Origin of the sequence: Legionella taurinensis (assembly GCF_900452865.1) — a bacterium.
Lineage (GTDB): Bacteria > Pseudomonadota > Gammaproteobacteria > Legionellales > Legionellaceae > Legionella_C > Legionella_C taurinensis.
Genome location: NZ_UGOZ01000001.1, coordinates 1,146,759 through 1,159,553, shown reverse-complemented (window position 1 = coordinate 1,159,553; position 12,795 = coordinate 1,146,759). Strand labels below are relative to the sequence as shown.

Sequence of the window (12,795 nt, the reverse complement as noted above, 5' to 3'; positions counted from 1 at the left end):
TTAAGAAGGAATGACTATGAAAAAACACACGGAACAAAACCCCTGCGGACTGGATGGATTTGCTTTTTTAGAATTTTCATCACCCGATAAAGCCCTGCTTGAGCGGCAGTTCAAGGCCATGGGGTTCACAGCGAAAGCCACCCACAAAGCACAGGACATTACCCTTTACCATCAGGGCCAGATTCAGTTTATTGTCAATGCAACAACCAACAGTCAACCCGAACGCCACGCCAAAACGCATGGTGCAGGGGCCTGCGCCATGGGGTTTAAAGTGCAGGATGCGGAGCAGGCTTATGCCTATGCCATCGCTCAGGGCGCGACCCCGTTTGTTGATTGCGATCATGCCCATCATGGCTTACCCGCCATTGAAGCCATTGGCGGCAGCGTGATTTATTTTGTTGATGACACCACCGAACCTTTTGCCAACCAGTGGCATCTGACCGGCTCAGCGTCAACACAACCCGGTTGTGGTTTGACGGCCATTGATCACCTCACCCACAATGTCTATCGCGGCAACATGGACAAGTGGGCGGCATTCTACGAAACGATCTTTAATTTTAAAGAAATTCGTTTCTTCAACATCAAAGGCCAAATGACCGGCCTTATCAGCCGCGCCTTAGGCAGCCCCTGCGGCAAGATTAAAATTCCTTTAAACGAATCCAAGGATGATCAATCCCAGATTGAAGAGTTTCTCCACGATTACAAAGGCGAAGGAATACAGCACATTGCCCTGAACTCCAGCAACATTTACACCACGGTCAATACGCTTCGCACAGCGGGCGTCAGTTTCCTGGATGTGCCCGATACCTATTACGAAATGATTGATCAGCGGGTTCCCTGGCATCAGGAGCCAGTTGCCCAGTTGCGGCAGGAAAAAATTCTCATTGATGGCGACAAGGACCCCGCCGGTGGGTTGCTGCTGCAGATTTTTACCGAGAACGTCTTTGGCCCTGTGTTTTTTGAAATCATTCAGCGCAAAGGCAACGACGGTTTCGGCGAAGGTAATTTCCAGGCGCTGTTTGAAGCCATCGAGCGCGATCAAATCCGCCGCGGCACCTTACAGGAAGCACACTGATGAAATTAGCCAGCTTGAAATCCAGAGACAGCCGCGACGGCGAATTGTGCGTCGTCAATCAATCCATGACTCGTGCTATCCGTGTGGGTCATATTGCAAGGACACTCCAGCAGGCCCTTGACCATTGGGAAGCCAAGGCCCCCGAATTACTGGAAGTGTATGAAGCATTAAATGAAGGGGATCTGGCGCACAGTTTTACTTTTGATCCGGCCCATGCCGCTGCCCCCCTGCCGCGTGCTTACCAATGGGCGGATGGCAGCGCGTTCGTCAACCACGTGGAACTGGTGCGCCAGGCACGCGGAGCGCAGCTTCCCGACGATTTCTGGACCGATCCGCTGATGTATCAGGGCGGGTCTGACAGTTTCCTGGGTCCGATGGATGCGATTGAAGTGGCGGATGAGAAATTCGGCATTGATTTTGAGGCTGAACTGGCTGTCATTACGGATGATGTGCCCATGGGCGTCAGTGTCGAGCAGGCAGGACAGCACATCAAGCTGTTCATGCTGGTGAATGATGTTTCCTTGCGTAACCTGATCCCTCCTGAATTGGCCAAGGGGTTTGGTTTTTTCCATTCCAAGCCCTCAAGCGGTTTTTCACCCGTGGCCATCACGCCAGATGAGTTGGGCAGCCATTGGGATGGAAAGCGGGTGCACCTGCCGCTCAGGAGTTATTTAAACAGTCAGTTATTTGGTCAACCCGATGCGGGAACCGACATGACCTTCTCCTTTCCGCAATTGATTGCTCATGCCGCAAAAACAAGACCCTTGGGCACAGGCACCATCATCGGTTCAGGTACCGTCTCCAACCGGGATCGCAGCAAAGGCTCGTCTTGTATAGTTGAAAAACGTATGTTAGAGATTATTGCTGACGGAAAGGCAACCACCGATTTTATGCGTTTCGGCGATTCCATTCGCATTGAAATGGTGGATGAGCAAGGGCATTCTTTGTTTGGAGCAATTCATCAAACCGTTGTTCAATATAAAGGATAAACGTGAAACTATATGATTATTTTCGTTCAACGGCGAGCTATCGCGTGCGCATCGCCCTGAATATTAAAAACATCAGCTATGAAACGCTGGCAGTTCATCTGGTGAACAATGGCGGCGAACAACATCGGCCGGAGTATCTGGAAATGAATCCTCAGGGCCTGGTTCCTACCCTGAATGAAAATGGTCATATTATTACGCAATCGCTCGCCATCATTGAATACCTGGACGAGATGACGCCCACGCCGCCCCTGCTGCCACAGACGCCTTTAGGCCGCGCGCATGTCCGCAGCCTGGCCCTCACCATCGCCTGTGATATCCATCCCTTGAATAACCTCAGGGTGCTTAACCGGTTAAGGTACCAATTCGATGCCGATGAGCCTCAGATCCGTGAGTGGTATTTTCATTGGCTTAAACTCGGTTTCGATGCCGTTGAAAGCCGCTTGCAGCAAATGCCGCATAAAAATCAAGTTTGTTATGGCCATGAAGTGACACTGGCGGATATCTGCTTGATACCCCAGGTTTACAATGCCCATCGTTTTGGCTTTCCTATGGTCAACTATCCGTTAATCAACGCCATTAATGAGCATTGCCTGTCGTTAAGTCCCTTCAAAAATGCAGCCCCTGAAGACGCTTAAACGTACAGATAAAAGCCATAGGCTAACAAAATGATGCCAAGCACCAGGGCAATACCTGCCGTAATGTAATAACCAGAGCCCGCATAAAAGGATCGGCTGAACGTCATCATTTTTTCTGGAAAAGCCAGCCATAAGACCGATTTAATTAAAATCAGCCAGGCGATAATGGTAATGATGACTTCTTCATCCCAAACCCAGAGGTTATGCACGAGCACCAGAATAATACCGATGATGAGCGAGAACGTCGCACCAATAAGAATGGCATGCGAGCCTTCGTGAAGATTGGTCATCAGGTTTCGATAATAATCAGCACGCGTTAACATCACGATGGCCACAATCAGTAAATAAAAGCCCAGCACTTGACTAATCAACAATGAATGGAGTGATTCAGGCATGGTCAGCTCCCTGCAGTTTTCCATACTTACAGTTTAGTACATCGTCAGCATTCCCTCTTCCGCTGCGTTGACGAAGCTTGTTAAACCGGCATTAAAACCATGCCTTTTTCACTGTCGCAGTCGTTACCCGCCCCGCAGTATCCCGCTTAAGAATAGTCCACTCCGCCTTGCAGCGTTGCAAATGCCCCATCAGGATCGTCTGATCATTGCAATAGTAGCGCACCGGGAGGTTCTCAATTGTTTCGCTTTGACGTGCGGCTTCGCATTGCTCACCGTTCAGGAGTTCAACAGCCCAGGGATAGGCTCTCGACATGTCCAGTTCGGTATGCTGACTGTTGTCCGCGGCTGTGTTCAATTTTATGAGCACACTGCGGCCAACCCAGGGGGATTGCGGACAAAGGGCTTCGGTGTTGTCGCTGAATTTTTTAATGAAGCAGGGATCAAACACCTGCCCCTCTGCGAGACAACGCCACGCATCCTCCCGCGCGATGCGCTGCGACTGCTGCCAGCACTCCCCCGAAAGACGTTTATCAATAATCAGGGGAATTTGCTGTTCTGTTCCTCCAAACGGCCTGAACAATTTCAATTCGGTATCCTCTGCCATGACACGAAAGGAGTAAAGAATGGCTAAAATGATCATTAGAACACGCGGCATGGATTACCTCACTTATTTCATTTAGTGTATTATCCTACTTAATCGTGGCTTGAACCACAATCGACACGTATTTTGCCTGACTGGTGCATAATGCAACCTTCTATTGGAGTGGATATGACAGAAGTTTATACAATTAAACAGTGTTTGGACGGCGAGGTTCCGGTTGACGCCCGCGTCACTGTGAGAGGCTGGGTAAAAACCCGCCGTGACTCGAAGGCCGGCCTTTCTTTCGTGGCCTTGCATGACGGTTCCTGTTTTGCACCCATTCAGTTGGTTATCAGCGAACAACTGCCCAATTACCAGGATGACGTGCTTAAACTCACCGCAGGCTGTGCCATTTCGGCAACCGGTCAATTGATTGCCTCGCAGGGAAAAGGGCAACAGTTTGAAATTCAGACTGAAAGCCTCGAAGTCGCCGGTTGGGTTGAAAACCCAGACACCTACCCGATTCAAGCGAAACGTCACACGCTGGAATTTTTACGAGAAGTCGCTCATTTGCGCCCTCGCACCAATACCATCAGCGCCGTAACCCGTGTGCGTCATTGCCTGGCTCAGGCAGTTCACCGCTTTTTCCATGAGCAAGGGTATTTCTGGATTCACACACCGATTATCACCGCCAGCGATTGCGAAGGCGCAGGCGAAATGTTCAGGGTCAGCACGCTTGATCTGCTCAATCTGCCAAAAACGGCACAGGGAGGGGTGGATTTTTCCAAGGATTTCTTTGGTCGAGAAACCTTCCTCACAGTCTCTGGGCAGTTGAACGTCGAGGCGTATTGCCTGGCCATGTCCAAAGTGTATACTTTTGGTCCCACCTTCCGTGCTGAAAACTCCAACACCAGCCGCCATCTCGCCGAATTCTGGATGATTGAGCCCGAAGTGGCTTTTGCTACCCTAAACGACATTGCCGCGTTGAGTCAGCGCATGTTGCGCTACCTGTGTAAGACCGTACTGGATGAGCGCGGTGACGACATGGAGTTTTTCAATCAGTTTGTATCACCTGGCTGCATTGAGCGGCTTGAACACATTGTCGCGTCTGACTTTGAGATGATGAGTTATACCGATGCCATTAACGCCTTAAGTAAAGCGGATAAGAAATTTGATTTTCCCGTAAGTTGGGGGCTTGATCTGCAGTCCGAACATGAGCGATATCTGGCAGAAGAATTGTGCAAAAAACCAGTTATCCTCACCGATTACCCCAAAGACATCAAGGGCTTCTACATGCGCCTTAACGACGATGGCCGGACGGTGGCAGCGATGGATGTGCTCGCCCCCGGTATTGGTGAAATCATCGGCGGCAGCCAGCGCGAAGAGCGGTTGCACATTCTTGATCAGCGCATGGAGGAGTGTAAACTGGATAAAGACAATTACCAGTGGTACCGCGACCTGCGCCGTTATGGCAGCGTACCTCATGCCGGCTATGGCTTAGGCTTTGAACGTCTGATTAGCTATGTCACCGGCATTGGTAACGTACGGGACGTGATCCCATTCCCACGTACCCCGGGCCATGCCGATTATTAATGACCGGCTGAACCTGGCGCGGACACCGGCGCCGGGTTTGCATCGCTCTGATTTTCAAACTGCCTGTCATGGAATTTCACCCGGCTGACTTCCGGGTGAAAAAAAGACGGGCCCATTTTCCCAATAATTTCACCAAAATCAGAGACTTGCTTAGGCGTCTGATGCACGTGTTTAATTCGTTTCACGGCTGGAAAATCCCCATGGTTGAGTGATTTGGGCATGTTGTCACCTTTACACATAAATCCCTCCACTGGATAGAGTTATGAAAATAAACGACCGTCCTGAATGGCATAGTGTTTGTCCATTCGGTCGGCCAACTGCTTATCGTGAGTAACGATAACCAGGGCGGTATTAAACTGTTCATTGAGCTTAAGCATCAGCTCAAAAATTTTCACGGCCGTGGCATGATCCAGATTGCCGGTGGGCTCATCCGCCAGCACGCACTGGGGCTGATGCACCAAAGCGCGGGCGATGGCTACGCGCTGCCGTTCGCCGCCAGACAATTGCGCGGGCTTATGCGTCACCCGATGAGCAAGGCCCACCTTATCAAGCATCAATAACGCCAGCTCCCGGGCGTCCGTCACCGATTTATCGCCCAGCAAAAGAGGCATGGCCACATTTTCAAGGGCTGAAAATTCAGGGAGTAAATGATGGAACTGGTAGACAAAGCCCAATTTCTCATTGCGAAGCTGGCAACGTTTTTTTTCAGTCAGAGACTGCCAATCCACTCCCTGCATCCGCACCTGTCCCTCACTGGGTTTATCGAGCCCCCCGAGAAGGTGCAATAAGGTGCTCTTACCCGATCCCGACGGCCCAACAATGGCAATCCGATCACCGGCCTGCACTGAAAAATCAATGCCGTTAAGCACAGGAACAATGGACGTCCCGTCATGGTAGGATTTGCTGAGGCGCTCACAGGAAAAAATAGTCTCACTCATAATGCAAAGCCTCCGCAATAACGGTTCTGGACGCACGCCAGGCCGGATAAATGGTGGCGATAAAGCTCATTAATAGTGCCAAACCGCAAATCTGCACCAGATCGACCCACATGATTTTTGAAGGAAGGTAATCGACAAAATAGATACTGGACGACAAGACCTGAACATGGAAAAGCGATTGCAGGTGATTCACAATGGCCGTGGCATTACTGGCTAAAATAATACCGCCGATAAGACCCAACAAGGTGCCAACAACCCCTACCATCAAGCCCTGGACAATAAAAATTTTAAGAATCATCGATGGCGTAGCGCCAATGGTTCGTAAAATGGCGATTTCTGCCTGCTTGTCATTGACCACCATGACCAAGGACGAAACCAGATTAAACGCAGCCACGGCGATGATGAGCAGCAGGATGAGGAACATCATGGTTTTTTCCATCTTGACGGCTTGGAAAAAGGGGCCAAATTGGTCAGTCCAATTGCCTACTTCATAGCCATCACCCAGCGTCTTGCTGATTTCATGAGATAATTCCGGTGCCTTATAAATTTCCTTGATTTTCATCTTCACGCCGCTGACCTGGTCACCCAATTGCAATAATTTCTGGGCATCGCCCAGGTTGATGAAGGCGAGTTTGGTATCGAAATTAAATCCGGTTCCGGCTGAAAAAACACCGACCACCGTAAACCGTTTAAAACGGGGAATCATTCCCGCAGGTGTCACCGTCGCCTGAGGAATCATGATGGTTACCTTATCGCCAATCATCAAGCCCAGACTGTCCGCAAGCCCCCGCCCCAGGATTAAGCCAAAATGCTTTAAATCCGCGAGATCCCCTGCCAGCATTTTTTCCTTAAGATGGGTCACTGCCTGTTCTTTTTCAGGCAATACCCCGGTTAATACAATCGGAAGAACCTGGCCCTCATGCGTCAACAGGCCCTGAGCACCGACATACGGAGCCACCGCTTTTACATCTGGAAAAGTCATCAGTTTTTTATCGAGGGCCTGCCAGTTGCTGATTTTGCCATCGAGCCCGCTGACGGTAATCTCAGGGGCCATACCAAAAAAACGCTTATGGATTTCTTCATCAAACCCATTCATCACCGATAAAACCGTGATTAAAACCATCACCCCCAGGGCAATCCCAAGCATGGAGCTTAACGAAATAAAAGACACAAAATGATTTCTTTTTTTTGCCCGGGTGTATCGCAACCCGATGTAAAACGCCAATGGTTTGAACATAGATGGTTTTTTTTGATAAAAATCTATTGTAGTGAAAAAGCGCCGCAAGATATAGCTCGCATTGCACAAATCATGTGTTTATTCACCGCGTGGCTGCTGCCTCTTAACATTTCCTTAAGAAAAATAGGGTTAAATGAGCACGTCCAACCCAGAGGAAAGTAAAAAGATGAAAAAAAGCGCAGAAAATTTTTTAGCCAAAATAGAAAAAATTCTACCCCAAAAATCCAACCCCTTTCTGATTAACAAGATTTTAATCGAGTTAAAACTGGATGCCCTGGATACGAAAGATAAAGATTTCGCCGAGTTTATCGTCAAGGCGCGCTCACAGAAAATCGACTTAACCAAGCTGATCCAGTACCTTAAAAACGCTCTGACCACTAATGAGCCCCTTTGCCAACTCTTGGCCATTATTGAAGAAAAGCAATTAATTGCGGATTCCGACCTGAATGCAATAGCCGATACTTTGGAAATGCAACTGAACCTGTTGTTCCTTTTTGAAGGCATGTTAGTCACCATGGCCAACAGCAAAGTGTTTGCCAAAGAAGTCTACGATCATTTAGTCACATTAAGCGGCAATCGATTTCCCGGAAGCCCCCTCGCTGACTTTATTTTCGGCGTCCCCTCAAACGCGACCTTGTTTGAGCGGTTGAAAATGGTTTCGATTAAACCGGTCATGCTGACAGTCCTCTTCCACCGCTCCATGGGTGACAAGCAAGAAACCCAGGAAGCCCTGGATCAGTTTATCAGGGAGAACGGCTTGTCCGGCACCAACGCCTGGATCGAGACAGCAGAACCAAAGGCCTTATCAGAAAAAACAGTCCCGGTGATGGGATTAAATATCCTTGAAGCGGCCTGGGAAGACGCAACCGGCCATGCCAAAGAGAATGGCGGAATTGACAATGCAGAATCCGGGATTGGTCTCATCCAAATCATGGAGCAGCAACAGTACATGAATCAATGCGATTACTTCAGCACGCTATTGCCGGAAGGCACCCATCGAAAAGACGACGGCAGTTATGAATTAATCCCCGACTTAAAAATCGATGACGCAAAAAAGCTGGTATCCCAGTTCCATGTTCATCCACAATGGCGGGATTTATACACCAGTTGGAATCTTTTTTTTGTGGCTGCCAATATTGATACCGTGGTCATGCCACTGAAGTTACTGCTCCCCACGGTCATGTCGGCCCACCCCTCCAACTACAAGGAAACGCGGGTTTTATCGTTGTTTTTAATCGGAAATCTGTTTCTTCACGCCAGTAAGAACAACCCCTTTTTCAAAAATTTTACCTTAGCGAACGCCGATATTATTTTCAAAGAATGGGGCAGAATTAACAATGAATACGCCAACCAGCAACTGCATGCGCTTTGTCCCGAAGTACCCGCGTCAACCAAACCCTCGTTGCAGGAGGTTCTCGGTTACCATACCCACCTTAATTTTTTAAAACACCTGTACAATTTTGTCAGGGATTCCAGCCATTACCGTTTTACGCCCTCATCTAAGGGTAAACAGCCCGGGCCTCAATTCTTTACGCCGGTAAAAACCTTAAACACCATGGAATCGGCGACTGAGAAAAAAATAGAATACACGGCGGCCTTAATCCGCAAGGCCTGAAGCGCTCAGGCCTTGCAATACTACATTTTGGGGGATTTCAAGACATCCTGCTTGCACGGTTGCTCAGCCTTGGCCTGTGCAGACGCCCAAAGAGTAAATGCGTTTTCCTGCTTGCCGGCGAGCACTGCGGCATGCCTGGCCCGCTCACGCAATGCTGGATAATCATGCAATTCATTGCACTTTTCCAGCATGGCATCAATCGTTTCAAGGGAAAAGGGATTACTGTTCTTAAGCCCACAACCATAATAGGCATTATGAATGGCCTCGGTTGACTGGTTTTCAGCCTGCCGTGCCAGGTAAAGCGACTTCCATAATGAAAAGAGACTGCCTTCGTATTGCGTTTTCCATTCATTGGGCGACTCGTCCCTGTTGATTTGCGACAAGGCGTGCAGCAAATGAAAATACCCATTCGCCAACAGCAGATAGCCCGGGGTCCCATGCCGCTTCGCCAGACTTTCCCGGCTGTAGAGGATGGCGGCAAATGTCTGTATAAAATTCAGGTCTGGCTTATTGGCGGCGATGACAATTTCATGAATCCAGCTTTGAGCGGCATGAATGGAGTGACAATTTAACGCCTGATTCAGATGCTCCTGATAGCGCTCCAGATTTCCCTGTGCTTTCTCACGCTGCGCCAGCAGGAAAAGCGTGTGGCCCACCGTCAAATCGGCGTCGCAAACCCCATCCTGGCCTTTAAAGGCATATTTGCTGATTGCCCGTCGTCGCTCTTTCCAAAACTCATCAAACGCATTCGATTTCAGAATGTCATAAAGATCGGGCGATTGCATGCAAAACTCTGCCAGTTTGCTGGCGTTCCACGACGATAGCAGGGCAATCACGGCCTCAAACGCGTCTTCGCGCAGCAAATCACCAATGGAGGGGGAACTTTCATCTGTCATGAGTACCTCAATGCTTAAAGCCAGCAAATATACTCTAATTTAACTACAAATTAACATTCTTTGCACATATTTTTCCCACGGAGGTCAATTAAATACCAAATAATAACCTATATTTACAATAATCCTTCTTTATTCTACATGAGAACAGCATGCCACTGTCAGAGCAAAGCAAAATTGCCATCATTAAACGTTTTCTTACCGAAAACAGCACCCCCCCGCTGGACAAGGAACTTTCGGACGAAGCGATTAAAACGATGCCTCTGTTTAATAAACTGGGCAACAGTCTTGACCAGCTGGCTGATTTTGACCCTGTGATTCATTTTGCAACGTTGAATCAGGACGTCAATCAATGGCAATTGTTAACCCAGGTGCTTAAAAGTGGTTTGGACCTTCGCGCAGGCAGTCCGCCCACGATCGAAAAAGTGGATTACCCTGCCATGCGGGCCACTACGGATCGCCATGCAATCAGCCTTCTGCCGCAGCCTGACTATTATCAACGTGTGCCGAAACCCAATCCAGGGGCTCAGCAAATGTTGGATCCGCTCATTGACAATGCCCGTACTGCCCTGGGAAAACTCCTTAAAACATACCCTGAATTTGAAAAATTTGATCCCAAATACATCCCCGACATTCAAAAAAACATTGAGATTCTAAAAGGCAATATAAAAATAGCTGAATCAGTCAAGGATGACGTGAACCTTAAAAAATTCACGTCGCAATTGACCTTATTGGAAGATCTACACAAGATTAACCAATTGAGAATCATTCAGATCCCCAATGAAAACGGTGCAGCTTTTAACTATTGCGAGCTGGCTGAGTCAGCCGGCGGGGTCACTGAAAAAGTATCACTGATTAGTCTGTCTAAAGTCACAAGCCAGTTAACCACCCTCGTAACAACGGCTCCGACTACCGTGCAGGACTACCTGGATCATCGTAACGATTACAAGCTCAGCACGCAGGCCATTTTAAAATTGCCCAAGCACGGTAAAATTGAAGAAGTCCAGCGCGAATCCCTGGCCCTCAATTTTTCCCGCCTGTCCGGACTCGATACCACTCAATCCTCCATGGTAATGTATAATGGAAAACCGACTCTGTTTGTCCCCTTCGACGACATTCGACTGCTGAAAGATTTTGCCCATGGTAAAGTGTTCAAATCCGGATTGACAGGCTCTCAGACCTATGAACATTATTCCACCATTGATCCCGTAGGCTCCGGTTTACAATCCAATGTATTCATTCAGGATTTTGGCAAAAGCCTTGGCGTATTCTACCTTTGCAGTGATCCGGATTTTGTCGGCGGTTACAATCAAAACAAGGCCTTGCGCAACAGTAAAAGCCTGTTCATGTTTGATATGGTAGTCATGCCGGGCGATAAACTGAAACTGGATAGCCGTTTAAGTCTTCAGCCCAATGAATTTCTTGTCAAACACACCCGTCATGGCCAGGGTCGCAACCGAACCTTGATTGAAGACTCCGCTTTCCATGAAAAATTCAATAGCCTGCTGACGGTGATGAGGAATGAGAATCGCATGCTGGCTTATCTTGATTTAACCATCAGCCGTCACGCCGCCCACATTGAGCAGCTGAAAAAATCGCTGGACAATGCCACCTCCAGTCAGGCGAAAGAAATAAAAAGTGAAATCAAGCAGGTGGCCGCACTGCAAAAAGATGCCGAGCTTATCAGACAAAGCGTCAAAAACCGGATAAGCCGAATCCCGGAAACCTTCCCGGGCTCCGAAAAAATCAGTTATAACGGCATGGCCAAGGGCCTTATTCTCGAAAAATTACTCAATAATCCGGCCTTATTTAATGACGAAGGACGACCCTACCGCAATCCCTGGACTTACCGCAACGAAACCCAGCTCACCTACATGAAATTTCTTCCCGGGCAGGATCACAATGGGGACAAAGTACTGTTGGCTTTCTCCTCCATTATCCCACCGCAAATGGTCAGTTTTATCAAACGGCATGGGGCACCTTCCTTAACCATCGTTCCTCATCGGAATGAGTTTGAACTCACGCACATGACCATTTCGGTGAAAGAGTTGGCCGCGCTTCAGGAAACCATGCTTTACCCGGAGACGCATCTCGACGGGCTTTTACCTACAGACTACCTTAATCTAAGTGACTTGCATGCCATCGGCAATGCCTATGGCGAAGGGCATCGCACACGCATCATTTCCTTGATGCAGGAATACAAACAATTCATGGCTCAAACCGGAGTAAATGAGCCCAGTGTCCAAAGTAAATTAAAGGCCATAAATTCCGTCGATGCGGATCTGCTTGAATTCATCAATACAGCCAAAGACAAAGGGTTTGCCATGCATGTCCGCAAGAAGCTGCAGTTTGACATTCAGCAGCAATTGCGCAGCATGATTCCCGCAAAGGAGCTACCCGACAACCTGGATGAGGCATTCAGTGCCGCCTTGAAACTGGATCAGATAAACACCTTTAATCGCGTCATGGAAACTGCCATCGAAACCAAAAAATGGAATTCCCCGGAATTTAAAAAGTTCCTTCAGGCATGCATTAACCATTATCAAGGAGCAACCGATCATCATTTGGCCATTGACGCCAGCCGCAACGTCGCAAAAGCGGGCGGAGAAACCATGAACGCCTTCAGAATGCCATTGAAAGCGGTCTTAACCCCTGTATCTAAAGTCAGTAAGTCAGAAGATGACCACCTCGATGACATTGATCCCCTCATCATTCAACAGCAACAACTGAAGCAACAACAAGAAAAATTAGAAAAATCCGTCTCTATGGATAATACTAATAGTGAGGAGGAAGTAGAGCATCAGGAAGTATCACCAACTACAGTCAGTGTAGAGGTGAAGTAACT

At 48.4% G+C, this 12,795-nt stretch carries 12 protein-coding genes; 6 read left to right on the top strand and 6 right to left on the bottom strand.

From position 1 onward, the window contains the following. The first annotated feature begins 16 nt into the window (after nucleotides 1-16). From hppD to maiA, 3 genes are read left to right on the top strand one after another with little or no spacing between them, the layout of a single operon-like run. Entirely contained in the window at nucleotides 17-1,075 is a 1,059-nt protein-coding gene (gene hppD, locus DYE45_RS05495; protein WP_108293467.1) for a 4-hydroxyphenylpyruvate dioxygenase, read from the top strand. Next, nucleotides 1,075-2,064, top strand: coding sequence for a fumarylacetoacetate hydrolase family protein (locus DYE45_RS05490; RefSeq protein WP_115300567.1), 990 nt, complete (start codon nucleotides 1,075-1,077; stop codon nucleotides 2,062-2,064). The genes hppD and DYE45_RS05490 overlap by 1 nt, the downstream gene beginning before the upstream one ends. Before the next feature lie 2 nt (nucleotides 2,065-2,066). Further along, complete coding sequence (gene maiA / locus DYE45_RS05485) at nucleotides 2,067-2,699, top strand: maleylacetoacetate isomerase (protein ID WP_108293463.1); 633 nt, start codon at nucleotides 2,067-2,069, stop codon at nucleotides 2,697-2,699. Here maiA and DYE45_RS05480 read toward each other — a convergent pair. Further along, nucleotides 2,696-3,094, bottom strand: coding sequence for a hypothetical protein (locus tag DYE45_RS05480; protein WP_115301069.1), 399 nt, complete (start codon nucleotides 3,092-3,094; stop codon nucleotides 2,696-2,698). The genes maiA and DYE45_RS05480 overlap by 4 nt on opposite strands. A 91-nt stretch (nucleotides 3,095-3,185) precedes the next feature. Beyond that, entirely contained in the window at nucleotides 3,186-3,749 is a 564-nt protein-coding gene (locus tag DYE45_RS05475) for a cytochrome c oxidase subunit 6B family protein (protein WP_115300566.1), read from the bottom strand. A 114-nt stretch (nucleotides 3,750-3,863) separates the two neighbouring features. Between DYE45_RS05475 and asnS the strand changes: the two genes are divergently transcribed. Next, complete coding sequence (gene asnS / locus DYE45_RS05470; RefSeq protein ID WP_108293459.1) at nucleotides 3,864-5,267, top strand: asparagine--tRNA ligase; 1,404 nt, start codon at nucleotides 3,864-3,866, stop codon at nucleotides 5,265-5,267. Here asnS and DYE45_RS05465 read toward each other — a convergent pair. Genes DYE45_RS05465 through DYE45_RS05455 form a run of 3 tightly spaced genes read right to left on the bottom strand, consistent with a single transcriptional unit; the run spans nucleotide 5,264 to nucleotide 7,442 of the window. After that, entirely contained in the window at nucleotides 5,264-5,488 is a 225-nt protein-coding gene (locus tag DYE45_RS05465; protein WP_133138183.1) for a hypothetical protein, read from the bottom strand. The two genes, asnS and DYE45_RS05465, sit on opposite strands and share 4 nt — an antisense overlap. A gap of 39 nt (nucleotides 5,489-5,527) precedes the next feature. After that, a complete protein-coding gene (lolD, locus tag DYE45_RS05460; RefSeq protein WP_108293455.1) occupies nucleotides 5,528-6,205 on the bottom strand; it encodes a lipoprotein-releasing ABC transporter ATP-binding protein LolD in 678 nt (225 codons plus the stop codon). After that, a complete protein-coding gene (locus DYE45_RS05455; RefSeq protein ID WP_115300565.1) occupies nucleotides 6,198-7,442 on the bottom strand; it encodes a lipoprotein-releasing ABC transporter permease subunit in 1,245 nt (414 codons plus the stop codon). The genes lolD and DYE45_RS05455 overlap by 8 nt, the downstream gene beginning before the upstream one ends. A 166-nt stretch (nucleotides 7,443-7,608) precedes the next feature. Here DYE45_RS05455 and DYE45_RS05450 point away from each other — a divergent pair, with 166 nt between their 5' ends. Next, nucleotides 7,609-9,057, top strand: a complete 1,449-nt coding sequence (locus DYE45_RS05450; protein ID WP_115300564.1) for a symporter — start codon at nucleotides 7,609-7,611, stop codon at nucleotides 9,055-9,057. Between the two features lie 20 nt (nucleotides 9,058-9,077). Here the strand turns inward: DYE45_RS05450 and DYE45_RS05445 are convergent, their stop codons facing one another. Next, on the bottom strand, nucleotides 9,078-9,953 hold the full coding sequence (locus DYE45_RS05445) for a DUF5630 domain-containing protein (RefSeq protein WP_108293449.1): 876 nt from the start codon (nucleotides 9,951-9,953) through the stop codon (nucleotides 9,078-9,080). A 149-nt stretch (nucleotides 9,954-10,102) separates the two neighbouring features. On the opposite strand from DYE45_RS05445, the gene DYE45_RS05440 reads away from it, so the two are divergent. Continuing rightward, a complete protein-coding gene (locus tag DYE45_RS05440; protein ID WP_115300563.1) occupies nucleotides 10,103-12,793 on the top strand; it encodes a hypothetical protein in 2,691 nt (896 codons plus the stop codon). Nucleotides 12,794-12,795: the final 2 nt, after the last annotated feature.

Coding starts and splice junctions, on each gene's coding strand:
- DYE45_RS05475 (WP_115300566.1), bottom strand. CDS start 3,749: ATGCCGCGTGTTCTAATGATCATTTTAGCCATTCTTTACTCCTTTCGT.
- hppD (WP_108293467.1), top strand. CDS start 17: ATGAAAAAACACACGGAACAAAACCCCTGCGGACTGGATGGATTTGCT.
- DYE45_RS05450 (WP_115300564.1), top strand. CDS start 7,609: ATGAAAAAAAGCGCAGAAAATTTTTTAGCCAAAATAGAAAAAATTCTA.
- DYE45_RS05480 (WP_115301069.1), bottom strand. CDS start 3,094: ATGCCTGAATCACTCCATTCATTGTTGATTAGTCAAGTGCTGGGCTTT.
- asnS (WP_108293459.1), top strand. CDS start 3,864: ATGACAGAAGTTTATACAATTAAACAGTGTTTGGACGGCGAGGTTCCG.
- lolD (WP_108293455.1), bottom strand. CDS start 6,205: ATGAGTGAGACTATTTTTTCCTGTGAGCGCCTCAGCAAATCCTACCAT.
- DYE45_RS05455 (WP_115300565.1), bottom strand. CDS start 7,442: ATGTTCAAACCATTGGCGTTTTACATCGGGTTGCGATACACCCGGGCA.
- DYE45_RS05445 (WP_108293449.1), bottom strand. CDS start 9,953: ATGACAGATGAAAGTTCCCCCTCCATTGGTGATTTGCTGCGCGAAGAC.
- DYE45_RS05440 (WP_115300563.1), top strand. CDS start 10,103: ATGCCACTGTCAGAGCAAAGCAAAATTGCCATCATTAAACGTTTTCTT.
- DYE45_RS05490 (WP_115300567.1), top strand. CDS start 1,075: ATGAAATTAGCCAGCTTGAAATCCAGAGACAGCCGCGACGGCGAATTG.
- DYE45_RS05465 (WP_133138183.1), bottom strand. CDS start 5,488: ATGCCCAAATCACTCAACCATGGGGATTTTCCAGCCGTGAAACGAATT.